We start from the raw sequence: 26110 nt of genomic DNA on the forward strand, positions 1-26110 counted from the left end.
TTAAATGAGTAACAACGTTTATATCACTAAAGTTTCCGCCTTTATGCCGGGAAACCCAATAGATAATGAGACAATGGAATCTGTCCTTGGTTTCGTTGGTGATCGCCCATCAAGATCTCGTCATATCGTGCTCCGTAATAATGGTATAAAATATCGCCATTATGCACTGGATCCGAAAACAGGAGAGACAACTTATTCATGTGCTCAATTGGCGGCTGAAGCAGTAAAAGGCTTAGTTGATGAGCATTTTTCTTTAGATGATATGCAAAGCTTAGCAGCAAGCAGTGGTATTCCTGATCAAATTATACCTGGTCATGGGGTAATGGTTCATGGGGAACTCAAGAATAAACCTTGTGAAGTCATTTCAACTTCAGGTGCTTGTGCTGCGGGTATGACAGCGATGAAATATGCTTATTTGTCTGTTCTCTCAGGAACGACAAGTAATGCGGTATCAACCACCTCGGAGACGCCTTCAACAGTACTGCATGCCCGTAACTTTGAACGTGAAAACGAAGCCCGGGTTGCAGAATTGGAAAGACGTCCTGAAATTGCTTTTGAAAAAGATTTTCTACGTTGGATGCTTTCTGATGGTGCCGGCGCAGCTTTACTTGAAAATAAACCTCGGCCTGATGGTGTTTCATTACGAATTGATTGGATAGATATTTACTCTTTTGCTAATGAGCAAGAGACATGCATGTACGCGGGTGGAGAAAAGTTAGCAGATGGCAGTTTGAAAAGCTGGACACAAATGAGTCAGGCTGATTGGCTGGCATATTCTGTTTTCTGTATCAAGCAAGATGTCAGATATTTAAATGAGAGGGTCGTTAAATTTACACTTACCGAACCATTGAGACGAATCGTTGCTGATCGTAACTTATCGGCAGAATCTATTGATTGGTTCTTGCCTCATTATTCATCTGAATATTTCCGCATGAAATTTTCCGAGGGTCTTGAAGATATTAATTTTGGTATTGAACAAGAGCGTTGGTTTACTAACTTAACAGTGAAAGGAAATACCGGATCGGCTTCTATTTATATCATGTTGGATGAGCTGATGAAGTCGGGTAAATTGAAGAAAGATCAGCGTCTGTTATGTTTTATCCCTGAAAGTGCCAGATTCACAGGGGCATTCATGCACCTGACTGTCGTGTAAATATTTAACTTTAATTAATGAAAAAGGGGGAAACGGTGAGTTTCCCCGAGTATGGGTACATTAGGAAGATAATAGCATGGAAAATTTAGAGAATCATGTTAAAAATGTTGTTGCAGAACAACTTGGAATACCTGAAGCCGAGATTCTTACCACACAGACATTCGAGGAATTGGGTGCTGATTCGTTAGATAGTGTCGAGTTAATTATGGCTCTGGAAGAACGTTTCGAGATAACTATTGACGATACAGAAGCGGAGAAAATGGTGACGGTACAAAATGCCATTGATTGTATCCGTTTGAAGTTAGAATCCGTTAGCTGATTTAAAGCATTTTATTATCCTTACAGTAAAAAGGCACATATGGTTATCTCATATGTGCCTTTTTACTAAATTAAACAGATTATTTGAACAGGTCTGCACTGATAGTTGAGGAACCACCACTGGATTGCCATTCACGGGTGATATGGTAGTACTTAGCGCCTTTAGCCGCTGCGCGTTTAGCGACTTCATAAGCAACATCAGGCATGCTGTTGTAGTAACCTGAAAAGGTGATGGAATCAAAAGGTACCATCTGGGCAGCACTGATTTTATTTAATTCCTGGATTTTCGTACCATCAGGAAGAGTGACAGTGTAACGCTCACCTTTAGAATATTGGGTTTCAAAGAAGCGGCCAATGGAACTACTGGTTGAAGTTGAAGAAGCTAAACCAGGGATTTCTACTTTCTTAGCGGCTGTACCACCCGCAGCTAATGCAGCGCGTCCTGAGTCTGAATCAGCCGGGATTACTGCTTCGTTAGCCTGAATTTGACGTTTTGTCGCATCATCTTTGTAAACATAAGCGGTAACAGTTTGATTACCGCCATCGTTGGTTGAAACTTGACGGACAATAAAGAAAGAAGCTGCACCTTTTTTCTTGGCTGCTTTTGCGATGGCCTCATTCAAATCTGGCTCATTGGTGTAAAAACCACTGATAGTTACCGTATCGAATGGTTCCAGCGTGACAGCTTCTGTTTTGGGTAATTCTTTAATACCGCGAAACATACGATATTTAGTTGAATTGTCAACTTTCTCTGCATCTTTGTGATACAGATCAGCTACAACGCGCAGATTGCCACTATTATTCAGATCATCAAGGCTTTGGATATAAAATCCATCTGCGCCCATTTTATCTGCCCGACGGGAAACGGCATCGGCAGCTTCATAAATAGCATTAAAAGGACCTGTAACCATAATACGTTTAAATGGTTTCAGTTCTGCTGCTTTCTCCGGGGATAATTCTTGAGCTGCCTGAGCAGCGGTAATACCAGTTAATGAGAACACCGCGACTGCGATGATCGTTGTTTTCAGCCTCATAAAAAATCCTTCCGCCTTGCGCATTAATTACTTATAACTTGCTGAACATCGTTGTGTATCACATAGCCGACAATTATTACATGTAATAATAGCTAATGTCCCACGAATTTATGCTATCAGTATGAATGAATACAAGTTCATAGAAATGGCGCCATAAGTTTTCATCAACACGTTTTTATCAATATCATAGTGACTGGCACTGAAAAGTGCGATTCACACCAGTAATATTACTTAGCTATTTTTCTTACTCATTAGTGATGGATCACCAATAATATTTTCGGTCGGTTATCAAAATATTCGTTGATAGATTTTGCTGATAGCAGTAATAAAGTTAATTGAATCGCTAAACTGACCTCAGCAAGTAATAATCATCATTAATCTTAAGCTTTAGGAAGGGAACATTATGCGTATTGGTGTACCGAGAGAACGACTTGCCAATGAAGCACGTGTTGCAGCCACGCCGAGTACTGTGGAACAACTGTTGAAATTGGGATTCGATGTCGTTGTTGAGAATGGAGCAGGGCATTTAGCCAGCTTTGGGGATAGTGCTTACCAACAGGTCGGAGCTGAAATGACCGATCGTAATGATATTTGGGGTTCAGATATCATTCTCAAGGTGAATGCTCCTGAGGATGACGAGATTGCGTTAATGAAGGAAGGGAGTACGTTGGTTAGTTTTGTCTGGCCGGCACAACACCCTGAGTTAATGCAGAAATTATCAGACCGTAAAGTCACTGTGTTGGCGATGGATTCAGTACCGCGTATTTCCCGTGCACAGTCGTTGGATGCACTGAGCTCTATGGCGAATATCGCAGGTTACCGGGCGATAGTGGAAGCCGCTCATGAATTTGGTCGTTTCTTTACTGGTCAGATTACAGCCGCAGGTAAGGTTCCACCAGCCAAGGTGATGATTATTGGCGCCGGTGTTGCTGGTCTGGCTGCTGTTGGTGCAGCGGGCAGTTTGGGGGCTATTGTCCGTGCGTTTGATACCCGGCCTGAGGTTAAAGAGCAGGTTCAGAGCATGGGGGCGGAGTTTCTCGAACTGGATTTTGAAGAAGAGGCCGGTAGTGGTGACGGATATGCAAAAGTCATGTCTGAAGCCTTTATTAAGGCTGAGATGGCGCTTTTTGCAGCACAGGCGAAAGAAGTTGACATTATTGTGACAACGGCACTTATTCCGGGGAAACCAGCACCGCGTCTTATCACCAAAGAGATGGTTGAATCAATGAAACCGGGCAGTGTGATTGTTGACCTGGCGGCTCAGACGGGAGGGAACTGTGAATTAACGCAAGCAGACAAATTAGTTGTGACAGAAAATGGCGTGAAGATTATCGGTTACACCGATTTACCAAGCCGTTTACCAACACAATCTTCACAACTGTACGGGACTAATTTGGTTAATCTGCTCAAGCTATTGTGCAAAGAGAAAAATGGCGAAATCAATATTGATTTTAATGATGTTGTTATTCGTGGTGTGACCGTTGTCAAAGAGGGGGAAGTGACCTGGCCGGCGCCGCCAATTCAAGTTTCTGCTCAACAGACAACAAAACTGGCACCAGTCAAAACAGAAAAGCCAGAGACTAAACCTGCTTCATTTTGGTTGAAATATGGCTTGTTGGCACTGGCTGTTATTTTGTTCGGCGGGTTAGCCAATGTTGCCCCAAAAGAGTTTTTATCTCACTTTACTGTTTTTGCATTGGCTTGTGTGGTGGGTTACTACGTGGTCTGGAACGTCAGCCATGCTTTACATACACCGCTTATGTCGGTAACTAACGCTATTTCGGGGATTATCGTTGTTGGGGCGTTATTACAAATTGGTGATGGTGGATGGGTAAGTTTCTTCTCATTTATCGCTATCTTAATTGCCAGCATTAATATCTTCGGTGGCTTTACTGTCACTCAACGTATGCTGAAAATGTTTCGTAAGGACTAAGGGGTAATTGATGTCGAGTGGAGTCGTTATAGCGGCATATATTGTTGCTGCCATCTTATTTATTTTCAGCCTTGCGGGTTTATCTCGTCACGAAAGCGCCAAACGCGGGAATATTTTGGGTATCACCGGAATGGCAATTGCATTGATTGCGACTATCTTCGGGCCTGATACCGGAAATGTTGTCTGGGTTATTCTGGCGATGGTGATCGGTGCGGTTATTGGTATTCGTCTGGCAAACAAAGTTGAAATGACGGAAATGCCGGAATTGGTCGCCATATTGCACAGTTTCGTCGGTTTGGCTGCGGTGCTGGTTGGTTTTAACAGCTTTATTGCTCACGATAGTTTCGCGGAACCTGTGATGGAGAATATCCATCTGACAGAAGTATTCCTGGGTGTTTTCATCGGTGCGGTCACTTTCACCGGTTCTGTTGTGGCATTTGGTAAATTATGCGGAAAGATTTCTTCCAAACCGCTGATGTTGCCGAATCGGCATAAATTAAACCTTGCAGCGCTGGTTATCTCCTTTGTCCTGTTAATTACTTTTGTAAAAACGGAAAGTACGGGCCTGCAAATCTCCACCCTGTTGATCATGACGGCAATCGCATTGGTGTTTGGCTGGCATTTAGTTGCTTCTATCGGTGGCGCGGATATGCCGGTGGTGGTTTCGATGCTGAACTCCTATTCGGGTTGGGCTGCCGCGGCCGCTGGATTCATGCTGAGTAATGACTTGTTGATTGTCACGGGAGCGCTGGTCGGTTCTTCGGGGGCTATTCTGTCTTACATCATGTGTAAGGCAATGAACCGTTCTTTTATCAGTGTGATTGCAGGCGGATTTGGGACGGATGGTTCCTCGACCGGTGATGATCAGGATATGGGCGAATATCGCGAAACCACAGCGGAAGAGGTTGCTGAACTGCTGAAAAACTCAACGTCTGTCATCATCACACCGGGATACGGTATGGCGGTTGCACAGGCGCAGTATCCAGTACATGACATTACTGCCAAACTGCGTGAAAAGGGGATTAAGGTTCGCTTTGGTATCCATCCGGTTGCGGGGCGTCTGCCTGGGCATATGAACGTGCTGTTGGCGGAAGCCAAGGTTCCTTATGACGTTGTTCTGGAAATGGATGAAATCAATGATGATTTCTCTGATACAGACACTGTACTGGTCATCGGTGCCAACGACACCGTTAACCCGGCTGCACAGGAAGATCCAAACAGCCCAATTGCCGGTATGCCAGTACTGGAAGTGTGGAAATCACAGAGTGTTATTGTGTTTAAACGCTCCATGAACACAGGTTACGCTGGTGTACAAAACCCGCTGTTCTTTAAAGACAATAGCCAGATGTTGTTTGGTGATGCGAAAGCGAGTGTCGAAGCAATCCTTCGTGCACTGTGATTTTTTATCGCTATAACTTACGGATCTGATGGATTTGCTGTCTCTCAATCATATCTTGATTGAGAGACAGAATAAGTTGGTAGTTTTTAATCTTGTAAACACTCTCGCCTAGTGCCAGATTTCCACTGAATACATAGCTTGTGCCACCAAAAGGGATAATTAGCTCATGTTCCATCATTGGGTGTTTATATAATATTTTGGGGTACTAGAACTAATTCCATTTCATCTGCAAGTTCTTTAAGTTTTTCGTTAACCTTTTTAGAAGTAGCGGCTGGTTCAGATTCAATAGACACACGCAAATCTCTTTCTTCTACTCGATCTCCAAAAATTATTATTGCCTTGCCGCCGTGCTGCTTAGAGGGCCATTGAATTGCTTGAGCATCAGGATTGTCATGATAAATTTTGGCTGCCCATCTTTGAGTAATATGATAATCCGATGCTTCTGATTCTATTAGTTGGCCCTGAATAATTCCCCATTTCTTCAGTATTCGTGGATTGATATCCATATACTTGATATCTTTTTGCGGAGTGATTTGGCTGTGTGCTAAATAATCCAGTTTACCTAGATCAACCGGTATACCGGAGCAGTTTAATGGAATATCGTGTAAAATCGTCTCCATAATAGCTACTCCTATATTTTCACCACCATAGATTGTTGGGACAAAAACTCCATTATTTTTGAACGGGCTAAAGCGAGCATTGCCAACACCAGGATTAAATTCAGCCCCTTTGAATTTAGTTCTATGAATACGTTCAATAGGTGTACCCGCTTTCCATTTTTTGGTTTTAGCTACTGTATTTTCTGGAGGAAGCGGTATATTTTCTTGAAGTCTTTTTTTATCATCAGCCATGACGCGGTCCTTCAACTTCTTCTCTGGCTGCCATATAAACATCATCAAGTTGGGTTAATAAAAGGTCTTTTGGCTTTTTATTACCAAGCCAGCCATTTGGTGTACCGAACCAAATGGCCATTGACCAAGGCGTCTTTTTGCTCCCAAACAGCTCAATGATTTTTTTTATCACGGGTAATGGTTGGCCACCTTCGTCTAGAGCATACAGTGGGAATAGGTCTTTGCCATTAATTGGCAATGCAAATATTTTTTTTGACTTTTTCAACCGATTTGCCGCAGCGCTGGAATTCATCGATTTAGACCCGGCTAATTTGCTGAGTTCACTGGCAGTCAGCCAATTTGAATCAGTAAGAATCTGATTTTTTAATTTTTCAAGACGTGCTTCATTGCGGGAAGCAAATTCAATTTCTGACGGTTTGGTCACAAAAGACAGCTGTTTGTACTTATTGAATGTAGTGACAGCAGTTACTGCACTCGCTATTGCTAGCTTAACATCATAATAATCAATTGCTCTTGGCAATTTCACGACAACATATTGATCTGCCTCATCAGAAGGAATCTCAGACAAATTGATATGTTTGTCGATATCATTATTGTTGTTTGATAACTCAATGGTATCCATCGAAAGAAAGCTAAAGCTGACATTCTTCGATTTGTCTTGTGATTTAGTAATCATACGGCCTCCGTATTGTATCTGCTTGAACTCGTATCTTGCGTATATTCGTTATATGGATGATATAGCGTATTTATGATAAGTGCAAAGATAGATGGTTCGTTAGTAATCATAAACCTGACTAATCAGATTTTCGTTTTATCTAAACAGACTGTTTTTACTACTTAATTTCCAATGTGTGGTATCCCTGCCAGCGATAATTTATCACTGATAATGTCCAGAACAGAATAAAAATCCCGACAACCCAAAAACCAACATTGCCCATATTGTCGTTTAATGCCCCGATGGTGCTCCAGAAAGTACCATGCAAATCCCACTGCTCAGCGATAAGGCCGAGCGCTTCCAGCCCACCAATGAACAGCGCCACGGCAACAGAAGCCGCAGTAATGGTCATGTTGTAGTAGAGTTTGCGTGTTGGTTGGGAAAAAGCCCAGCCATAGGCACCTACCATCACAAAATTATCCAGTGAATCGATTAGCGCCATGCCGCTGGCAAATAGCGCCGGGAATACCATCAGCGACCATAAAGGCAGTCCACTAAGAGAGCCGGCGGCAGATATACTCAACAGCCCAACTTCGGTTGCGGTGTCGAAACCCAGTCCAAACAGGAAACCGACCAGATACATATGCCAGCTTTTGCTGACCAGCCGGAAGACCGAGTGAAACAGGCGGGTCATAACTCCACCCGGTGTTGTTTCCAGCACGGTTAACTCACTGTTCGCCAACTCTTTTCCACGTTTGATCTCCTGAAACTTCTGATAAACGCTTTTCAGTATCAGCAAATTAATCAGCGCTATTGCCAACAGAAAGCAGGCAGAAACGAGAGTGCCAATAATGCCGCCATAGTCATGAACCCAGCCCATTTGATCTTTAAAAGCCATTGAAGTCAGGACAATAGCGAGGCAGGCCAAAATGACAATGGTAGAGTGTCCCAGAGAAAAGAAAGCGCCGACGGCAATAGGTGATTTACCCTGTTGCATCAGTTTGCGGGTGACGTTATCAATTGCTGCGATATGATCGGCATCGACCGCATGGCGTAGCCCATAACCGTATGCCAGCAGAGCCGCCCCCATCATGATTGCATGATGGCGGAAAGCGATAAATGCCCAAATCCAGGCAAGTAAGTTGGCGGCAATCAGAACAACAAGAAGCGAAAGTGCGTGTTTTTTATTCATATAAGAAACCTGTCAATGTTAAACTTGTTTGCGGATGATTTCTGAAAAACAAAAACGGTAAGTATCCTCTGTACGCAATAATGTACGGTTTTTTGCTAAATCATAATACTAATTAACTTGTAATATTAACTTGGATAAACTTAAATAAAAGGTAAGAGGACTAACCTGTTGTAAGAGGAGTAACTTAATTGACATATAATAATTCTGGTGTCAAAACCTTTTTACCAAAGGATATATTTTCCAATATTTAAATTGGTAAAAAAGCAGATTTTGAATAAAGTCTGTTGGAAAAAGCGAATTAAGTTATATCTTCTTAACATGACAGTGTGACCGTATGGAATAACCAATTATTAGGGGGGGTTATGCAATTAACGCCAAGGGAAATTGAGAAACTCATGGTATATACACTGGCGGATGTCGCATTAAAGCGTAAGTCCCGCGGCTTAAAACTCAATTACCCTGAAGCTGTTGCTATTATTACCGCGGCGGCTCTGGAAGGGGCCAGAGAGGGGAAAACGCTGGAAGAAGTCATGGATGATTCAAGGCACGTTCTGACTAAAGAAGATGTAATGGATGGTGTAGCTGATCTCATTCCACATGTGCAGGTTGAAGCCATATTTACGGATGGCAGTCGTTTAGTGACTGTGCATGATCCCATCCAATAATTGCTGAAAAAAATTATGAATAACAGGAAAAGTTATCTGGATAAAATATTAATTTAGGTCTTGGTTCACGTATTGACGTGGAGATTTTCCGATGAAAGAAAATAATAAAGAAGATATTACTCCGTTGGGGGGATATATTCTTGCTGAAGGCCCTATATCCTTTAATGAAGATTGTCCGGCTATTCAATTAAGGGTTCGCAATTCAGGTGATCGTCCTATCCAGGTGGGATCTCATTTTCATTTTTTTGAGGTGAACAAAGCCCTGCAATTTGATCGTGCGGCTGCGTTTGGCAAACGACTCAATATCACGTCAACAACCGCAATCCGTTTTGAACCCGGTGATGAAATTGAGGTGTCATTAATCCCTGTGGGTGGGAAACAAAACGTTTATGGATTTAATAACTTAGTCGATGGTTGGGCGGGTAAAATCCCGGTTGCCACTGAGGAATATGTAGAAAAGACATGGCTGCACGCCGGGTAATAAAACTAGGGTTATAAAACCATCAAATAAATTCAAGGTAAAGTTAACGAACGTCGGAAAACTATTCGAACAAAGGAATAAACTATGCCAACCATTTCCCGGCAGGAATATGTCGGTCTTTTTGGTCCGACTATCGGTGATAAGATTCGCCTGGCTGATACCAATCTGTTTATTGAAATTGAGAAAGATCTGCGCGGTTATGGTGATGAATCGGTCTATGGCGGAGGTAAATCGCTGCGCGATGGCATGGGTGCCGATAACCGTATGACCAGTGAAAATGTATTGGATTTGGTGATCACCAACGTCACGATTTTGGATGCACGCCAAGGCGTCATTAAAGCTGATGTCGGCATAAAAGAGGGGCGCATTGTTGGGATAGGTAAAAGCGGTAACCCCAGTATGATGAATGGCGTTACATCTGACATGGTGGTTGGTGTCAGTACTGATGCGATATCTGGTGAGCATCTGATCCTCACGGCTGCCGGCATTGATACCCATATTCATTTTATCTCTCCCCAACAGGCTGAACACGCTTTGTCCAATGGTGTGACGACTTTCTTTGGTGGTGGTGTTGGTCCCACTGACGGAACTAACGGCACAACGGTTACCGCTGGTCCTTGGCATATCCATCGTATGTTACGTGCTTTTGAAGGCTTACCGGTTAACGTCGGTATTTTAGGGAAAGGCCATGCTGCGGTGGCTATGCCGCTGGTAGAACAAATCAAAGCGGGTGTGGCCGGGCTGAAAGTGCATGAAGACTGGGGAGCAACCCATTCTGCATTGCGTCATGCCTTACGTGTAGCGGATGAAATGGATATTCAGGTAGCCGTTCATACCGACAGTTTGAATGAAGGTGGTTATGTTGAAGACACCATTGACGCTTTCGAAGGCCGTACCATTCATACTTTTCATACCGAAGGGGCTGGTGGCGGACATGCGCCGGATATCATCAAAGTTGCCAGCCAAATGAATGTGTTACCCAGTTCAACTAACCCCACACTGCCTTATGGTATTAATAGCCAAGCGGAACTGTTTGATATGATTATGGTTTGCCATAACCTTAATCCCAAAGTACCGGCTGATGTTGCATTTTCGGAAAGCCGTGTACGCCCGGAGACCATTGCCGCGGAAAATGTTTTGCACGATATGGGAGTGCTATCAATGTTTTCCAGTGACTCCCAGGCTATGGGGCGGGTAGGCGAAAACTGGCTGCGGGTGATGCAAACAGCTCATGCCATGAAAGCAGCGCGAGGCAAGTTGCCGGAAGATGCGGTACATAACGATAATTTCCGTGTCTTACGTTATGTCGCCAAAATTACAATTAACCCGGCAATTGCACAGGGGATAAGCCACGTTCTGGGTTCAGTTGAAGTAGGAAAAATGGCCGATCTTGTATTGTGGGAACCCCGTTTCTTTGGTGCAAAACCTAAACTGGTCATCAAAGGCGGTATGATTAACTGGGCGGTGATGGGTGATCCGAATGCCTCATTGCCGACACCACAGCCGACATTTTATCGTCCGATGTTTGGCGCGTTGGGCAAAACCCTTCAGGAAACCTGTGTGACTTTTGTCTCCCAAGCCGCGATGGAACAAGAGGTAAAAGAGAGGCTTGGTTTGGAACGCCAGGTTATGGCGGTGCGCAACTGCCGGGCTATCTCCAAGAAAGATATGGTGCGTAATGCTGAAACGCCAACCATTGAAGTGGATGCCGAAACCTTTGCCGTCAAGGTGAATGGTGAATATGCCACGGTAAAACCCGTCAGGACAGTAGCACTTAATCAGCGTTATTTCTTTAGTTGACCTATTTTTTGCTGCCCGGTCAGAGAATATTTTTCTGACCGGATTAACCGATCCATGCATTCAGAGGATTATCTTATGATTGTTATTGAACAGATTCTTGGTAATGCCAAAAAAGATGCTTTCTGGCGAGATCGCTTGCAAGGCATCTCGCCGGATATTTTAGTGCTTTCGCAATGGGAAGCGCAAAAAAGCCGTTGCCGCAAATCCACGCTTAACGGGTTGGATTTGGGGATTTCTCTTGACCGCAATCAGGTATTGTCGGACGGTGATATTTTGTTGTGGGATGAAACTAAAGGGCTGGCCGTTATTGTCCAGATGAGCCTGCGTGATGTGATGGTTATTCATTTGAAGTCATTACTGTCGTTGGATGCAGAGACAGTGATGAAAACCAGTTTCGAACTTGGTCATGCTTTAGGTAACCAGCATTGGAAGTCAGTGATTAAAAATAATCAGATTTATATTCCGCTGACAGTATCAACTAAAGTGATGGATTCGGTAATGAAAACGCATGGTTTTCATGCGCTGCCTTATTCCTTTATCAAAGGCGAAGAGATCTTGCCTTACCTTAACAATTCCGAGGCACGCTTATTATTTGGTGGTGCAGAGGATTCCGCAACACATGTCCATGTCGATAACACGTTTCTGAATCAGCATGTGATCAAATTAAAATGAATGCACTCCGCTTAATCAGAATCATGCAATTTGCTGATTCCGTGTTGCCTGTTGGCGCGTTTTCTTTCTCAAACGGCCTGGAATCAGCCATTCAGAGTAAAATCGTGTATGACGTGGCAACATTAAGCGATTTTACCCGGACGGCGTTGTTACAGGCGGTTAGCGGTGATGGCCGGGCGGTGATTGCTGCTTGTCAGGCACTGAATAATGGGCAGCGTGACGCCGCCATCTCCCATGATTGGGCAGTATTTAACCGCAAATTAAATGAAGAAAGTCGCACTATGGTGACGCGGATGGGGAAAAAGTTAGCGGAAATGGCGGTTGAGGTAACTGGTGAATCGTTGATTGCATGGTGGCTGACTCAAATAAAGAGTGATATTGCCGCAGGGACTTATCCGATTACCCTGGCAGTTGTCATGAGTGCATTAGGTGCTGCTCCGCGTGAAGTCATTGTTATGCATCAATATGGTGTCGCAATGACAATACTCAGTGCAGCCATACGTCTGATGCGCATCACCCATATTGAAATTCAGCGTATCTTGTTCTCACTGAATCAGGATATTGAGCTATTTTGTGATGAGGCGGAAAAGGGCGGAATTGAGCAGATGGCATCTTATGCACCCGTGACCGATGTATTGGCTGCACTGCACGTCGGTGCGTTTACCCGGTTGTTTAGTAATTAACAACTACGTCTTAATCGAGTGAGGAAATTTCTGTGAAAAAAATTACCCGAATTGGTATTGGCGGCCCGGTAGGTTCAGGTAAGACGGCGGTTATTGAAGTGATCACGCCTATTTTGATTCAGCGCGGAATAAAACCCCTGATTATCACCAATGATATTGTTACCACTGAGGATGCTAAACAGGTCAAACGGACACTGAAAGGCATTTTGGATGAGGAGAAGATACTCGGGGTGGAAACCGGTGCTTGTCCACACACCGCGGTGCGCGAAGATCCCAGTATGAACATTTCTGCGGTCGAGGAAATGGAGGCTCGTTTTCCTGACACGGATGTCGTGTTAATTGAAAGTGGTGGGGATAACCTGACACTCACTTTTAGCCCGGCATTGGCGGACTTTTATATTTATGTGATTGATGTGGCTGACGGGGAAAAAATCCCGCGCAAGAACGGGCCTGGACTGGTACAGGCGGATATTCTGGTGATCAATAAAATCGATTTGGCACCTTATGTTGGCGCCAGTCTGGCAGTAATGGAGAGTGACACTCAAGTCGTGCGTGGTCAGCGTCCTTATATCCTCACCAACTGCAAGACGGGTGAAGGTGTTGAAACGCTGGTAAATATGATCATGCGAGATTTCTTATTTACTCATTCGCTACAGGCGACACAATGACCTCTACCGGCTCGCAGAGAATTATTGGTGAAGCACATAAACGGGTTAGCGAGCTTGGTTTCAACGCGCCGGAACTTGCCCTGTTTCAGGATGAACCTCCCCAGATGGCAAGCGGTGATATCGGTAAAAGCGGCTATCTGCGATTGGGGTTTGCCCGGCGTGGCGACCACAGTATTCTGGCCCGCATGGAACGCCGGGTTCCTTATTTGGTGCAACGGGCGCTGTATTGGGATGAGGCACTGCCGCAGATGCCGTGTGTATTTATGATCTCCACGTCGGGATGTATATTGCAGGGGGACAGGCTGGCGCTCGACATTCATGTTGCTCAAGATGCATTTGGTCATGTCACCACCCAATCGGCGACGAAGATTCATTCAATGGTGAATAACTATGCGGCGCAGGTACAAACTATTCAGATAGCGCAGGGGGGCTATTTGGAAATGATGCCCGATCCGGTTATACCTCATAGTGGCTCCCGGTTTATTACTGATACCCAGATAACCATTCACCCAACTGCCACGTTAATATATTCCGAGATAATCATGTCTGGTCGCAAATACCATCCCGCCGATCAGGGGTTTAAATTTGACGTTTACTCATCACGGATTACGGCAACGGATTTCGAAGACAAAATATTGTTTGCTGAACGTTATGTATTGGAGCCCAAAAAACAACCGTTGAACAGTGTCGGGGTGATGGGGCCATTTCATGTGTTCGGCAATGTGATCTTACTGACACCTTCGGTTCACCATGATCGCATTCTGGCGCGCATCATACCTCAATACAATGCTGAAACCGGCATAGCCAGCGGTGCCAGTCGCTTACCTAATCAATGCGGTCTAATCTTCAAAGTGTTGGGGAAAGAAACTCATCAAGTTAAAGCCGGTATTCGTCTTTTCTGGCGCATAGCACGCGAGGAGATCCTTGGCGTTACATTGCCTGAACCGTTTATCTGGCGTTAAAACTCTTGTCAATAAACCCGGGACATAAAATCTGTTCCGGGTTTTAACACCAAATGGATACTTATCATTTTGTTACTGTTACTCTTTGGCTGCTTTGACAGGACATGTAAAGCCATCAGGTTTGATAGCCAGAAGGTCACATTTTAGGTGGTCGATCACATGTTCTGCGGTGTTTCCCAGAAAAGCAGCAGACAGCCCTGTTCTGCCCAGAATACCAAAAACGACAATACCCGCATTCATCTCATCACACATTTCAGGAATAACATTCTCCGGTAACCCTTCATGGATATGAGTGTATTTCTCATCAATGCAGAATTTCTGGCGAAGCTCTTTCATTGAGATAAGATGTTGACCACGCAGCGCATGGTTATAAATGCTTGGGTCGAAATCCGGTAGTTCAATAGCAATATTCAGCGGTGCGACAGGATAAGCGCTGACCAAATGAATTTCGGGATCTGGCATGATCTGGCGTGCCAGTTCCTGGGTTTCCCTGACCAGTTTTAGGTTCAGTTCATGATGGTACGATTCTTCATTAGATAAATTAACCGCAACCAGAACAGAGCCCTGATCCGGCCATATCTGATCTTTTACCATCCATACCGGACATGGGCATTTGCGCAGTAACTGCCAGTCAAGTGGGGTAAAAATCAAGGACCCCAACTTGTCATGCTTATGCGTCATTTTCAGAAGCAAATCGTGTTCACCCGTAATGACCTCCTGGATAATGGCTTCATGAGGCCGATTGTGCCATACCACTTTTATGTCAATATCAATACCGGCTTTCAGATAGTAGTGCGCTTGTTGTTTAAGCCAGGCAGTGCGCTGGCTGGTAACACCTTTACGCATAGCACTGGCTTCTTCGGGGGAGAGCAAGGTTGTCATCTCATAGGAGAGATCATAAATAGGTAAGAAAGCTTTAATCCGGCCACCGCTACGTTGCACGATATAAACTGCACGTCTTAATGCCGGCTGATCGTCCTGACTTGGATCAATTGCAACTAAAAGGTTTTGATAGTTTGCCATACATAGTACCCTCACAGAGGCTAGACAAAATACGTTTCAATACTAAAGATAAACCAATATAGGCAAACCGGACAGGTCAGAGGAGGAGCAGATCGACAAATTAAATTGACTCTCCGGTTTCAGCAGCGTGTCTGAGCTTGGCTTCGAGCAGAAGTGGAAACGGTATCCCCCCTTTTAGTGGGTGATACAGATCTGATCCTGGCACATCTCCTGAAACCGCCTTGTCACTAACTCCTGTCAATCGCGCTATCAATGCAAGATAATCAGCCGATGAGGCGTCTGCAGCATCAGGATTCAGACCATTATTCAATTCTGAAGGCGCGAATGTCACGCACTGAGGGAGGAAACCACGATTGGGCCTTGAGGGATTATAAAATTTATTGATAGTGTAGTATTTTGAGAATATTGTTTCAAGAAAGGCTTTCGAGAACGCTAACCCCTTGATGTTGTGTACTATAAGTTGGCGGTACAGTGCTTTTTCATAAACCCTCATTTTCAAGAACAAGCAGGTCATATGCCACGCCATTCAATGTTGTCCGCCGCCGAGCGGGAAAACTGCCTCCTTTCCATCCTCCTCAAGACGAGGTAGAAAGGAGATTGACGGATAATCTGGTTTTAACCTCAGGTAATTGAAACAGATTTTTTCCCGACTAAGTCGGCCAGTTTATCCATATCTTCAATAGTGATGTATTTACCTTTTACGCCGAGAGTATTGTTTTTCTGGAAGCGTCCAAGCAGACGGCTAATGGTTTCAACAGTCAGACCAAGGTAATTACCAATATCACTGCGGGTCATGGTTAAACGGAATTCTCTTGGTGAGAAACCCCGTTGAGCGAAACGACGGGAGAGATTATAAATAAATGCGGCTAATCGCTCTTCCGCGTTTTTCTTGGATAACAACAATATCATTTCTTGATCGCCTTTAATTTCCCCACTCATCAAACGCATCATTTGCTGGCGAAGATTAGGCATTTTACCGGACAGGTCATCCAGTGTTTCAAACGGAATTTCACAAACCATCGATGTTTCCAAGGCTTGAGCAAAACTTGGATGCTGAGTATTAAGGATGGCGTCAAAACCCACTAAATCCCCTGCGAGATGGAAACCTGTGATCTGCTCATCACCTTCTTCGGTGATGGTGTAGCTTTTAATCGTGCCAGAACGGATAGCATAAAGAGATTTCAACTCATCTCCTGCTTTAAACAAAGTTTGCCCTTTCTGGATAGGTTTCTTACGCTCAATGATATTATCGAGCTGGTCAAGCTCGTGTTCATTCAGGGTGAAAGGGATGCACAGCTGGCTAATGCTGCAATCCTGGCAGTGGATCGCACAACCACCAGACTGGATTCGACGAATAACACGTTTTTCCTGGATCATATGGCATGCTCATTGAGATATTGATATAGCTCAACTTTAGCATCTCTTGATGATTCTGGTAAGAACAATAATAGCTTTCTGCAATTTATTCGGGAAAGTGTATTACCTGTATCCTGGTTATTAAGAAATTATTACATTGTATAAAGCTGATGTTTAGTGATTTTCATAGCAAGACTATATTCAATATCAGCGACTTGAATTTAACTGAGGATTTCTTGTTTGGGAAAGTAGAGTGAAAAATATTCTTGGTGCTGAGGAAAAGCAAGGCATTGCGATATTGGGCAAGGCCTTGCAATTCGTTCATTAATATTTGTGATATTATCGACAATATGCGATTAATAATGTTGCATCTTTACGCCTCCCACGATATAGGCTGGAACCCGCGAGAATAGGCGTGATTTGGAAAATCAACCAAAGAACAATCACACGCTACCCTACTTCACCCAGTGCGGAAAAAGTAGCCTATGCCAAGCCCTGTTTTTTTATTTTTCTGACAAATCAGATTATTATTCTATATAACGGTTTAATAGATAGATAAGACAAATCTGAAAATGCGGTTTGAATTTAATAGCCTATTTTTGATTTTATTGGTAAATACAACTATTTAAATGATAAAATAATAATCTACAGCATGGTGCTGTAGATTTAGGCTATTGCGTTAAGAAAATAGATATGAGAGTTTATATTTCAGGCGATATGTGATGCTTAAATGCAATGATAATCGTCATCAATAGTGTGTAATACGCTATTTTTGTCCCTATCTCGTTAGCGCAATCCCTCAACTTTCGATAATTTATTTATCAGAGGATATGGAGAGCACAACGAGTATCCTTAATGAAAGAGAAATATGCTGAAATATCTGTTTTGTGTTGTCTGATTTAGCCTGTGGCATTAGTAAGAAATTCGTTTGCAACCACAAAAGACGCTCTAATTGTCACGAATTTATTTGATATCGGAAATAGTTGAATAACATTTATCTATAAATATTAGTTGGAATTATAATGGATAACCATAAGAACGTACATGTTTTACCGAAAAGTCAGTATTTGACTTCTTTGCATACAAAAGCGCGTAATCGTAACGCCGAACAATCGGAGTTTGTGTTTTACTCTGATCGCATTATTCGATTATTATTAGAGGCAGCATCTGAATTGCTACCCTATACCTCTCATCATATTCAAACCCCAATTGGGGATATTTATAATGGAACTGTTTTAAATACTAAGCTTTGTGGTGTTTCGATAATCCGTGCCGGAGAAAGCATAGAAGGCGAATATAGAAAAATGTATCCTGAGTTCCCAACGGGAAAAATTCTTATTCAAAGAGATAAATTGACAAAACTGCCTCATTACTATTATTCGAATTTACCTGATGATATTGCGACGAGAACTATTTTACTTTTTGAGCCTATGTTGGCGACGGGCGGATCATTAGCTAAGGCTATCGATTTACTAAAAGAAAAAGGCGTACCTGAAGATAATATTATCGTTGTTAATTTTCTTTCTTCTCCTGTTGGTCTTCATAGAATCACAACATCATATCCTAAAATTCAACTTGTTACTTCTTCAATTGAAAATGGGCTTAATGAAGATGCTTTTATGAATCCAGGCATTGGTGATTTTGGTGATCGATATTTTGGAACTTATAAACCATCGTGAATACTATATAACAAAAGTAGAATAATTATCTTTTAGAATTTAAAGGGTTACATATGCCACATATTAATATAAAACATTTTCCTGCTCACCTCTCACAAGAAGATAAAGATATCTTATCTTTAGAATTGACAAAGGTGGTAACAAAGATGTTTGGTTGTAGAGAAGAGGTTATTTCCATTTCATTAGAGCCGATCGAACAAGAAAAATGGAATGAAGAGGTTTATTTCCCTGAAATTAAACTCAAAGAAACCTTGTTGATTAAATTGCCAAATTATTAATTTATTTTTATAACTGAGGATCTTTTAAAGATATTTTTAATGAATAAAATACTCATTTTCGATTTAGACGGTACATTGTTTGATACTTCTCGAGCAATAATAGAAACGTTCAATGCTGTTTTTAAGGTATTTAACATTCCATTAGCAGGAGATGAAAACATTCGCGCTACAATTGGTCTGCCTTTAGAGAAAGCATTTGCAATGCTCTTAAATATATCTGTTGAAAAGGCGTTAATCTCTAAAGCTGTTGAACAATATCAATTGCAGTATCGTCGGTGTATTCTGCCAAAAGCAAAGGAATTGTTATTTCCTGGTGTTGAAGATGGATTAATCGCTTTAAATAAAAAAGATATAAAACTATCGGTAGCGACCAGCAAATTTACCGCAAGTGCGACAGCATTACTTGAGGCTGCGGGAATAGACGCTGTGTTTGACCGGATAATTGGTGCTGATCACGTTTCAAAACCTAAACCTGATCCGGAATCAGGAAGGAAAATTTTGGAATATTACGGTGCTATACCAGAGATGGCTGTTATGGTAGGTGATACCACTCACGATATTTATATGGCAAGGGCAGCTGGCATGCGATCAATAGCAGTGACATATGGTATACATAGTGTCGGTATGTTGGAAGAAGCCAGGCCAACTTGGATTGCTAATTGTTTTTATGACGTATGCCATATTATTGAGGAGAATATACTTAAGTGATTAATAAGATAAGAAATATCTTACTGGCAATTATTGGTGGCAGTTTACTGACGTTGATGATTTACACTAATAGCATATTGTCGAAAAATACAACACCCTTTTTTGCATCATGGGTAGCTCATGGTATTGGCGCGATTGTTGCTTTGATATTATTTATTATTGTGGCCAAGTTCTTTTCTAAAAAAGAAACAGACGAAAAGAAACATAAGAAATCGAATATTCCTATATGGTTTTATCTTGGTGGTATTCCTGGTGCGCTTACCGTTGTGTTAGCGGCTGTTGCTATTAATGGTGGGCTGCCATTATCTAGTACAATTTCATTAGGGTTAGTTGGGCAAATACTTTTTGGTTTGGTTGCTGATCATTTCGGACTTTTAAGAACAAGAAAAAGAAAGATAGTGATACAAGATTTATATGTTATTTTCTTTGTTCTATTTGGCAGTATGTTAATTCTGTTTGGGGGAAGCAACTAATGCTGAGTTTGATTCTTATTGCCTTTTTAAATGGCATATTTATAGCGGCGACAAGGACAATTAACGGGCAATTAAGTGTCTCGATAGGTTCTTTTGGTGCTTCACTTTGGAATCATATCGGTGGTTTTTTTCTCTTAACAGTGGTATTAACGCTTTTATCGAGTTGGCAATGGAATGAATGGGATTTTGACTCTATTCCAGCAGCGGCTTATATGGGTGGGGTGTTTGGTGCTCTGTTTGTGGCTGTCAGTAGCTATATTTTCCCTAAACTAGGGGCGATGAATGCCGCCATCCTTGTTATTGCCGGGCAAATGTTATCAGCAGTACTGCTTGATTGGTTATATCAGGGGATTACTCCTGGGTTAGTGAAGATTGTTGGAGTATTGTTTGTGTTAGTAGGAATTTACCTAACTAGAAAAACAACTGAGTCAAAATAAGAATAGCATCAACTATAAGGTAAAAAAATGATTAACAAACTACTTAATGATCGTTCATATCATATTGAATTTAACGGTCATCTTACTAATCACGTTAAACATGCGGTTATAGCGCTGCATGGTTTGGGCATCAGTGCGGATAGAATTAAAGACTATTATGATAATTATGCTAAATTGACGCCCTATGGTATGGGGCTTGAACCCCCTAAAACATTAAAGCATGTGATAGACAGTGCGAATTGGAAATATTTCTTAGGCAAAAGAACAAGTTATTCTTCTTACTGTGATTATTTTGAAGAGGAAATTAAAAAGAAAGGGATTGAACAGGTATTGCAAGAATATATGCCGACGCTTTTGTCTGGATGGGCTGGTGCATTAACTCACGGTACCATTCATTTAGGTTGGGCATTGGATATCGATCATCCTTGGATGATTATTGAAGGGCTTGCTTACATGGCATTCTCCTCTGTTCCTTGTCATTCAGAGAGAGCATTTATTGATAGTTCTCTAAACGACAAGAATGCTTTTGATTCTATATTGAGAATTTCAACGCTGTGGGAGGAAAGGAAAATAGAATTGACCGATTGGGTAAATTCATTGGTTGATAATGAAAATCTGGCCGATACCGATTTAATACATCCTGAATTAAGAAGATCAGGCCTGCAATATCGTATTGCTCGTCTCTTGATGCAAGGCCACCCAGAAATATATCGTTTGCCGGTTTGGATTGGGACCCAAGATGCAGAAGAAAGTTGGGCTCAGTTGTTCTATGTCATAACATTGATTTATCTTGCTAAGCCGGGTGATTTTTTGCTTCTTCATTTGATTACCTCGTTGTTTGCAATGAGAAAGATCTCTGCACGTTTACCGGCGGAAGAAAGTAAAAATATTATTAAATGTTATTGGGTTGGCATGTTATGCATTTTGTTTTCAACGACTGATTTATCGAAACCCGCTAAATTTTCTGCGCTTAATCAGGCTTATTCATTCAGGCAAGACGAAATGACTTATTCTGTCTGGGAACAGGAGTGGTCGCATATTATTGCCAGGGCATTAGAGGAAGAAGAAGAACATAATCCAAAACTGGTTTATGTTATGAATCAATTGTGGAAAAAATATGGTTTAACCCTTTATAGGGCAGCCGCAAATCAATTTACAAACACTCCTTTGCTTCCTCCTTCTTTCGAAGAAGCACCGATTGAATAATAAACTGGCTCTATTGTTTTATTAAAATATTATATTCCAGGGGGGTAAAAGGGACGTTGGGGAAGAAGATAAAAACGCTTTAGAGAGATAAGAGCGTCATCGGAGATTGAGAAAATAGTATGGATGAACTATGACGATAAGGAAAGGTGTTCTCTTGTCTCTCAATTAATATTGGAATATTTAAAGAACAATAAATTAATTGATTGATAATTCTATATCGTGATGAGGTGCATTTTGATAGATGTATCTTATCACGAAATCACAAATAAATGATCCGGAATTACAGGGGAGAATAATAACCGTTTTATTTACGGAGAGTATTGAATAATCATAATTTAAATTTTTTGAATTCATCATCTAATAAATTAATTTTTTAGATAATCTTTAAGGTATTGTCTTATACGAATGCCAGATTACTTATAGTAATTGGCAAGGATATTTATTTGCCTCGAAGAGTGTGTCTTTGTTGAATTTAATTAATTGAATGATTTTAATAAAATATAAGTCATCAATCATGATCAAAAAGACACTTATAATTTCGTAGATAAAATGTCATTTTTAACTACGGCGATATTTACTTCATTATTATATAAAGTAACTGAAAATGTTAGAAAATAATATTAAACAATGTGATTTAATCACTGATGTTTGCCTTAAAGAAGACGCAATAACATTGATGGATATGCTTGAAAGTCAACTAAAGTACCAGGCAGATGGATATGTTGTTATTGATAAAGAACAATCGCTTAATTACGCTGATTTCTATTTGAAAGTGAAAGAGATTGGATATTGTCTATCAGAAATGAGCTCAAAAAATTCAGTGGGTATTGGGCTTTTTTGTGACCCTTCTATAGATTTAATTTGTGGTGCGTGGGGTATTTTATCAGCGAATAAAGCCTATTTGCCTTTATCGCCTGACTATCCGGCTGAGCGCCTCAAATATATGATAGAAGATTCTGGCATTGATGTGATTTTTACCCAATCGCATTTAAAAGAACAGTTGCAGGACATTGCACCAAAATCAGTATTAATTATCACACCGGAAGATGTCGCTCTGACGATAAAAACACGAACAATAGAAGATATTCTCAATACGGCTCGAGTTCCCAACCCAACCAGCCTGGCTTATATTATTTATACTTCTGGTAGTACGGGTAAACCAAAGGGAGTTATGATTGAGCATCACAGTATTGTGAATCAAATGAGATTTCTTGCAAAAGCGTTCAGCTTAGGCAAGCACTCTCGAATTTTGCAGAAAACGCCAATGAGTTTTGATGCTGCTCAATGGGAAATTTTAGCGCCTGCAATAGGTGTCCAAGTGATTATTGGCCCTGTAGGATGCTATCGCGATCCGGATGCGATTATTAAAACAATTCTTCAACATCAAGTGACAACTTTGCAATGTGTTCCTACTTTACTGCAAGCGTTACTAGATAATCCCAATTTTTTGGATTGCTTATCACTGACTCAAGTATTCAGTGGAGGAGAGGCGCTGACAACCAAATTATCCGCTCAATTTTTGAATAGTTTTACTCACTGTGAATTAATCAATTTATATGGTCCAACAGAATGTACGATTAATTCATCGTATTTCTGGGTGACAAATGAAACTTTGCCAAATTATCAAACATCTATTTCAATTGGTATACCTGTAGATAATACAGAATACTACGTTCTTGATGAGAATAGATTACCTGTGGTGGTGGGTGAAATTGGCGAGCTTTATATTTCGGGTGTTCAGTTAGCACGTGGCTATTTGCATAAGCCAGAAATGACAAAAGATAAATTTATTTATAATCATCTTGCATCCGAAACTAAATACCCGTGGTTATATCGAACGGGAGATCTCGTGACCAGAGGGGCCGATGGTAATACTTATTTTGTTGGTCGGGTTGATAGCCAGGTCAAGTTACGAGGTTATCGTATTGAGCTTGATGAAATACGTCATGCGATTGAAGAACATAGCTGGATAAAAACAGCGGCAATGTTAATTAAGAAAGATGCCAGAACGGGTTTCCAAAATCTCATAGCATGTGTGGAATTGGATGAAAAAGAAGCCGCGCTGATGGATCAAGGTAATAGTAGCTCACATCACAAATCAAAAACCAATAAACTCCAGGTGAAAGCTCAACTTTCTAATTCTGGTTGTCGGAGTGAAGAATTGTGTGAGAATCGTCCTGTAATCTTACTGCCTTATAAAGAAGGAGAGATAAAACAAAGAGAATATGTCTTTGGGCGCAAGACATATCGCTATTTTGAGGGGACAGAAATAACGGTAGAGAAACTAAAAACATTGCTGACAACCACTCAGCAGCGTGAAATTTGCTCTTTGCCACTGAATCATTTAACACTTAAAGATTTCGGCTATGTGTTGCGTTATTTTGGTCAGTTCACCAGTCATCAACGTTTATTGCCAAAATATGCCTATGCTTCACCGGGTGCTCTCTATGCGACTCAAATGTATTTTGAATTGCATCATGTTCTCGGTTTGGATGCGGGGATTTACTATTATCATCCTGTGACTCATGAGTTAATAAAAATTTCAACATTGAGTCGTCGGCAAAAGCCAATGATAAAAGTACATTTTATTGGAAAGCGTGAAGCTATTGAGCCCGTTTATAAGAACAACATACAAGAAGTTCTGAAAATGGAAGCGGGTCATATGATGGGGCTCTTTGACGATATATTACCGGAAATCGGCTTGGGTATTGGTGAAAGTGAATATCAAGCTGCCTGTCCTGATTGGTATGATGGTAATATTCAGGATTATTACCTTGGTGCATTTGAAATATGTCGCTATGAAAATAGATTACCACCATTTGATACCGATCTTTATTTGCAAACACATGCTAATAAAATACCTGAGATGCCATGTGGTTTATATCACTTTTCTAACGGGGAATTTGTGCGAGTAAGTGATGATATTGTTCGGAAAAAGGATGTTATCGCGATTAATCAGCAAGTTTATGATCGTTCCAGTTTTGGTGTGTCAATTATTCCACGTTGTGTCCCTGAATGGCATTATTATATTACATTGGGTCGTCGATTACATGCGTTGCAAAGTAATCAATTGTGTATTGGATTAATGTCATCTGGTTACAGCTCAGAGAGCAATAACGATTTACCTTCGGCGAAAAGGATGCGATCTATTCTGAATGCGCTTGATAAACCTATGGCGGCATTTTATTTCTGTATAGGCGGGAGTGTTAGCCAAGAGCAATACACTTGTGAAGGTATGAAAGAAGATGTTGTTCATATGAAAGGGCCAGTTGAGATCATTAAAGATGATCTTCATCAGCAACTCCCTCAATATATGATCCCAAATAAGGTATTAGTTTTCGATAAATTACCTTTGACGGCCAATGGAAAAGTAGATTACCCGTCTTTGTCAAAATCTAAAGCAGTGGAGGATATCTCAACACAGAGACCATTAGTGCCATTACGGACAGAGACTGAATTGAGGCTTGGAAAAATTTGGATGGAAGTGATGAAATGGGATTCAGTATCTGCACACGATGATTTTTTCGAGAGTGGAGGTAATTCTTTGATGGCCGTTGCTATGGTTAATAAGATCAATGAGGCCTTTAATATTCGTTTTCCGCTACAGATACTTTTTCAATCTCCCAATATAGAAGAGTTGGCTAAGTGGATTGAGCAAGCCGATGCTAAAACAATATCAAGATTAATCTTATTGAATCAGGCAAGTAAGGATCCAATTTACTGTTGGCCGGGTTTGGGCGGATATCCTATGAGTTTGAGGTTGCTGGCTAATAAAGTGGTTCCCGACAGGGCATTTTATGGAATACAGGCATATGGGATAAACGAGAGTGAAATACCGTTTTCTTCTATCCAGAGAATGGCAGAGGAAGATATTAAAGAGATAAAGAAAATACAGCCAGAAGGGCCCTATACATTATGGGGATATTCATTTGGCGCCCGGGTAGCATTTGAGGCTGCGTACCAGCTTGAACAAGCCGGAGAAGAAGTTAAGGCATTAAACTTGTTAGCACCGGGATCGCCTCATCTTCACATGAAGCAAGAGAAATATCACGATAAAGGCGCTGAATTTACTAATCCGGCTTTTGTTCAAATACTTTTTTCTGTATTTGCTCGTTCAATCAGTAGCCCAATGGTTAAAACTTGCTTAGAACAGGTGAATAGTGAAGCGACATTTATTAACTTTATATGTAGTCGTTTTAAAAACTTGGAGCCATCATTAGTAAAACGTATCGTTAGGATTGTGACTTTGACTTATGATTTCAAGTACAGTATTGATGAGCTTTATCACAGATATCTAAAGGCACCTATAACTATTCTCAAGGCGAATAAAGATAATGATTCATTTATCGAAAAATCTGGCGTGTTTTCATCAACACCACCTAAAATAATTGAATTGATATCGGATCACTATCAACTGTTGGAAAATGAAGGTGTGACTGAGATTGAGAAAATAATCTCGCTTTTAAATTACCAGTAATAAATAC

At 41.4% G+C, this 26110-nt stretch carries 25 protein-coding genes; 18 read left to right on the forward strand and 7 right to left on the reverse strand.

Annotated elements, in window-relative coordinates; translation table 11 throughout:
* The first annotated feature begins 4 nt into the window (after positions 1 to 4).
* Together stlD and stlE are read left to right on the forward strand one after the other, a co-directional pair.
* A complete protein-coding gene (gene stlD / locus C5470_RS04145; protein WP_166286196.1) occupies positions 5 to 1153 on the forward strand; it encodes a beta-ketosynthase StlD in 1149 nt (382 codons plus the stop codon).
* 76 nt (positions 1154 to 1229) lie between these two features.
* The gene (gene stlE / locus C5470_RS04150) at positions 1230 to 1472 is read left to right on the forward strand and encodes a stilbene biosynthesis acyl carrier protein StlE (protein ID WP_166286198.1); all 243 of its coding nucleotides are present in this window, start codon (positions 1230 to 1232) and stop codon (positions 1470 to 1472) included.
* A gap of 79 nt (positions 1473 to 1551) precedes the next feature.
* Here stlE and ydgH read toward each other — a convergent pair whose 3' ends face one another.
* Positions 1552 to 2505, reverse strand: a complete 954-nt coding sequence (gene ydgH, locus C5470_RS04155) for a DUF1471 family protein YdgH (protein ID WP_166286200.1) — start codon at positions 2503 to 2505, stop codon at positions 1552 to 1554.
* Between the two features lie 403 nt (positions 2506 to 2908).
* On the opposite strand from ydgH, the gene pntA reads away from it, so the two are divergent.
* Entirely contained in the window at positions 2909 to 4438 is a 1530-nt protein-coding gene (gene pntA, locus C5470_RS04160) for a Re/Si-specific NAD(P)(+) transhydrogenase subunit alpha (RefSeq protein ID WP_166286202.1), read from the forward strand.
* Between the two features lie 10 nt (positions 4439 to 4448).
* Positions 4449 to 5837, forward strand: coding sequence for a Re/Si-specific NAD(P)(+) transhydrogenase subunit beta (gene pntB, locus C5470_RS04165; protein ID WP_166286204.1), 1389 nt, complete (start codon positions 4449 to 4451; stop codon positions 5835 to 5837).
* A gap of 185 nt (positions 5838 to 6022) precedes the next feature.
* Here pntB and C5470_RS04170 read toward each other — a convergent pair whose 3' ends face one another.
* The 3 genes from C5470_RS04170 to C5470_RS04180 form a co-directional block, all read right to left on the reverse strand.
* Positions 6023 to 6688, reverse strand: a complete 666-nt coding sequence (locus C5470_RS04170) for an RES family NAD+ phosphorylase (protein ID WP_166286206.1) — start codon at positions 6686 to 6688, stop codon at positions 6023 to 6025.
* Positions 6681 to 7364, reverse strand: coding sequence for an antitoxin Xre/MbcA/ParS toxin-binding domain-containing protein (locus C5470_RS04175; RefSeq protein WP_152962130.1), 684 nt, complete (start codon positions 7362 to 7364; stop codon positions 6681 to 6683). Before C5470_RS04175 ends, C5470_RS04170 begins: the two co-directional genes overlap by 8 nt.
* A 157-nt stretch (positions 7365 to 7521) precedes the next feature.
* Positions 7522 to 8535 carry a HoxN/HupN/NixA family nickel/cobalt transporter gene (locus C5470_RS04180; protein WP_166286208.1) on the reverse strand — a complete coding sequence of 338 codons (1014 nt, stop codon included), beginning with the start codon at positions 8533 to 8535 and terminating at the stop codon, positions 7522 to 7524.
* Positions 8536 to 8897: 362 nt separating this feature from the next.
* On the opposite strand from C5470_RS04180, the gene C5470_RS04185 reads away from it, so the two are divergent.
* The 7 genes from C5470_RS04185 (at position 8898) to C5470_RS04215 (ending at position 14466) form a co-directional block, all read left to right on the forward strand.
* Positions 8898 to 9200 carry an urease subunit gamma gene (locus C5470_RS04185; RefSeq protein ID WP_011146425.1) on the forward strand — a complete coding sequence of 101 codons (303 nt, stop codon included), beginning with the start codon at positions 8898 to 8900 and terminating at the stop codon, positions 9198 to 9200.
* Positions 9201 to 9291: 91 nt separating this feature from the next.
* Positions 9292 to 9681 carry an urease subunit beta gene (locus C5470_RS04190; protein WP_036847387.1) on the forward strand — a complete coding sequence of 130 codons (390 nt, stop codon included), beginning with the start codon at positions 9292 to 9294 and terminating at the stop codon, positions 9679 to 9681.
* 84 nt (positions 9682 to 9765) lie between these two features.
* Entirely contained in the window at positions 9766 to 11481 is a 1716-nt protein-coding gene (locus C5470_RS04195) for an urease subunit alpha (protein ID WP_166286210.1), read from the forward strand.
* Positions 11482 to 11556: 75 nt separating this feature from the next.
* Entirely contained in the window at positions 11557 to 12153 is a 597-nt protein-coding gene (locus C5470_RS04200) for an urease accessory protein UreE (RefSeq protein WP_036847382.1), read from the forward strand.
* Positions 12150 to 12836: an urease accessory protein UreF gene (locus C5470_RS04205; protein WP_166286214.1), complete on the forward strand. Its 687-nt coding sequence runs from the start codon at positions 12150 to 12152 to the stop codon at positions 12834 to 12836. Before C5470_RS04200 ends, C5470_RS04205 begins: the two co-directional genes overlap by 4 nt.
* Positions 12837 to 12868: 32 nt before the next feature.
* Positions 12869 to 13504 (forward strand): urease accessory protein UreG, encoded by a 636-nt coding sequence (gene ureG / locus C5470_RS04210; protein ID WP_036847376.1) that lies wholly within the window; start codon positions 12869 to 12871, stop codon positions 13502 to 13504.
* Positions 13501 to 14466, forward strand: coding sequence for an urease accessory protein UreD (locus tag C5470_RS04215; protein ID WP_152962127.1), 966 nt, complete (start codon positions 13501 to 13503; stop codon positions 14464 to 14466). Before ureG ends, C5470_RS04215 begins: the two co-directional genes overlap by 4 nt.
* A 78-nt stretch (positions 14467 to 14544) precedes the next feature.
* On the opposite strand, the gene uspE is transcribed toward C5470_RS04215, so the two are convergent.
* The 3 genes from uspE to C5470_RS04230 form a co-directional block, all read right to left on the reverse strand.
* Positions 14545 to 15489 (reverse strand): universal stress protein UspE, encoded by a 945-nt coding sequence (gene uspE / locus C5470_RS04220; protein ID WP_166286216.1) that lies wholly within the window; start codon positions 15487 to 15489, stop codon positions 14545 to 14547.
* A gap of 100 nt (positions 15490 to 15589) precedes the next feature.
* Positions 15590 to 16015 carry a hypothetical protein gene (locus C5470_RS23550; protein ID WP_242687805.1) on the reverse strand — a complete coding sequence of 142 codons (426 nt, stop codon included), beginning with the start codon at positions 16013 to 16015 and terminating at the stop codon, positions 15590 to 15592.
* Positions 16016 to 16110: 95 nt separating this feature from the next.
* On the reverse strand, positions 16111 to 16866 hold the full coding sequence (locus C5470_RS04230) for an FNR family transcription factor (protein ID WP_036847363.1): 756 nt from the start codon (positions 16864 to 16866) through the stop codon (positions 16111 to 16113).
* A 1001-nt stretch (positions 16867 to 17867) separates the two neighbouring features.
* Here C5470_RS04230 and upp point away from each other — a divergent pair.
* The 7 genes from upp to C5470_RS04265 all read left to right on the forward strand — a co-directional run bounded on the left by upp (position 17868) and on the right by C5470_RS04265 (position 26103).
* Positions 17868 to 18524 (forward strand): uracil phosphoribosyltransferase, encoded by a 657-nt coding sequence (gene upp / locus C5470_RS04235; RefSeq protein WP_166286218.1) that lies wholly within the window; start codon positions 17868 to 17870, stop codon positions 18522 to 18524.
* A 53-nt stretch (positions 18525 to 18577) separates the two neighbouring features.
* The gene (gene pptA, locus C5470_RS04240) at positions 18578 to 18802 is read left to right on the forward strand and encodes a tautomerase PptA (RefSeq protein ID WP_036847357.1); all 225 of its coding nucleotides are present in this window, start codon (positions 18578 to 18580) and stop codon (positions 18800 to 18802) included.
* A gap of 39 nt (positions 18803 to 18841) precedes the next feature.
* Complete coding sequence (locus tag C5470_RS04245; RefSeq protein WP_166286220.1) at positions 18842 to 19510, forward strand: HAD family hydrolase; 669 nt, start codon at positions 18842 to 18844, stop codon at positions 19508 to 19510.
* The gene (locus C5470_RS04250) at positions 19507 to 19983 is read left to right on the forward strand and encodes a DMT family transporter (RefSeq protein ID WP_166286222.1); all 477 of its coding nucleotides are present in this window, start codon (positions 19507 to 19509) and stop codon (positions 19981 to 19983) included. Before C5470_RS04245 ends, C5470_RS04250 begins: the two co-directional genes overlap by 4 nt.
* A complete protein-coding gene (locus tag C5470_RS04255) occupies positions 19983 to 20420 on the forward strand; it encodes a DMT family transporter (protein ID WP_166286224.1) in 438 nt (145 codons plus the stop codon). Before C5470_RS04250 ends, C5470_RS04255 begins: the two co-directional genes overlap by 1 nt.
* A 27-nt stretch (positions 20421 to 20447) precedes the next feature.
* A complete protein-coding gene (locus C5470_RS04260) occupies positions 20448 to 21626 on the forward strand; it encodes a questin oxidase family protein (RefSeq protein ID WP_166286226.1) in 1179 nt (392 codons plus the stop codon).
* A 604-nt stretch (positions 21627 to 22230) separates the two neighbouring features.
* On the forward strand, positions 22231 to 26103 hold the full coding sequence (locus C5470_RS04265) for an amino acid adenylation domain-containing protein (RefSeq protein ID WP_166286228.1): 3873 nt from the start codon (positions 22231 to 22233) through the stop codon (positions 26101 to 26103).
* Positions 26104 to 26110 lie beyond the last annotated feature (7 nt).

This window comes from Photorhabdus stackebrandtii (assembly GCF_011189495.1).
GTDB classification, from domain to species: Bacteria; Pseudomonadota; Gammaproteobacteria; order Enterobacterales; family Enterobacteriaceae; genus Photorhabdus; species Photorhabdus khanii.

Coding starts and splice junctions, on each gene's coding strand:
- stlD (WP_166286196.1), top strand. CDS start 5: ATGAGTAACAACGTTTATATCACTAAAGTTTCCGCCTTTATGCCGGGA.
- stlE (WP_166286198.1), top strand. CDS start 1,230: ATGGAAAATTTAGAGAATCATGTTAAAAATGTTGTTGCAGAACAACTT.
- ydgH (WP_166286200.1), bottom strand. CDS start 2,505: ATGAGGCTGAAAACAACGATCATCGCAGTCGCGGTGTTCTCATTAACT.
- pntA (WP_166286202.1), top strand. CDS start 2,909: ATGCGTATTGGTGTACCGAGAGAACGACTTGCCAATGAAGCACGTGTT.
- pntB (WP_166286204.1), top strand. CDS start 4,449: ATGTCGAGTGGAGTCGTTATAGCGGCATATATTGTTGCTGCCATCTTA.
- C5470_RS04170 (WP_166286206.1), bottom strand. CDS start 6,688: ATGGCTGATGATAAAAAAAGACTTCAAGAAAATATACCGCTTCCTCCA.
- C5470_RS04175 (WP_152962130.1), bottom strand. CDS start 7,364: ATGATTACTAAATCACAAGACAAATCGAAGAATGTCAGCTTTAGCTTT.
- C5470_RS04180 (WP_166286208.1), bottom strand. CDS start 8,535: ATGAATAAAAAACACGCACTTTCGCTTCTTGTTGTTCTGATTGCCGCC.
- C5470_RS04185 (WP_011146425.1), top strand. CDS start 8,898: ATGCAATTAACGCCAAGGGAAATTGAGAAACTCATGGTATATACACTG.
- C5470_RS04190 (WP_036847387.1), top strand. CDS start 9,292: ATGAAAGAAAATAATAAAGAAGATATTACTCCGTTGGGGGGATATATT.
- C5470_RS04195 (WP_166286210.1), top strand. CDS start 9,766: ATGCCAACCATTTCCCGGCAGGAATATGTCGGTCTTTTTGGTCCGACT.
- C5470_RS04200 (WP_036847382.1), top strand. CDS start 11,557: ATGATTGTTATTGAACAGATTCTTGGTAATGCCAAAAAAGATGCTTTC.
- C5470_RS04205 (WP_166286214.1), top strand. CDS start 12,150: ATGAATGCACTCCGCTTAATCAGAATCATGCAATTTGCTGATTCCGTG.
- C5470_RS04215 (WP_152962127.1), top strand. CDS start 13,501: ATGACCTCTACCGGCTCGCAGAGAATTATTGGTGAAGCACATAAACGG.
- uspE (WP_166286216.1), bottom strand. CDS start 15,489: ATGGCAAACTATCAAAACCTTTTAGTTGCAATTGATCCAAGTCAGGAC.
- C5470_RS23550 (WP_242687805.1), bottom strand. CDS start 16,015: ATGGCGTGGCATATGACCTGCTTGTTCTTGAAAATGAGGGTTTATGAA.
- C5470_RS04230 (WP_036847363.1), bottom strand. CDS start 16,866: ATGATCCAGGAAAAACGTGTTATTCGTCGAATCCAGTCTGGTGGTTGT.
- upp (WP_166286218.1), top strand. CDS start 17,868: ATGGATAACCATAAGAACGTACATGTTTTACCGAAAAGTCAGTATTTG.
- pptA (WP_036847357.1), top strand. CDS start 18,578: ATGCCACATATTAATATAAAACATTTTCCTGCTCACCTCTCACAAGAA.
- C5470_RS04245 (WP_166286220.1), top strand. CDS start 18,842: ATGAATAAAATACTCATTTTCGATTTAGACGGTACATTGTTTGATACT.
- C5470_RS04255 (WP_166286224.1), top strand. CDS start 19,983: ATGCTGAGTTTGATTCTTATTGCCTTTTTAAATGGCATATTTATAGCG.
- C5470_RS04260 (WP_166286226.1), top strand. CDS start 20,448: ATGATTAACAAACTACTTAATGATCGTTCATATCATATTGAATTTAAC.
- C5470_RS04265 (WP_166286228.1), top strand. CDS start 22,231: ATGTTAGAAAATAATATTAAACAATGTGATTTAATCACTGATGTTTGC.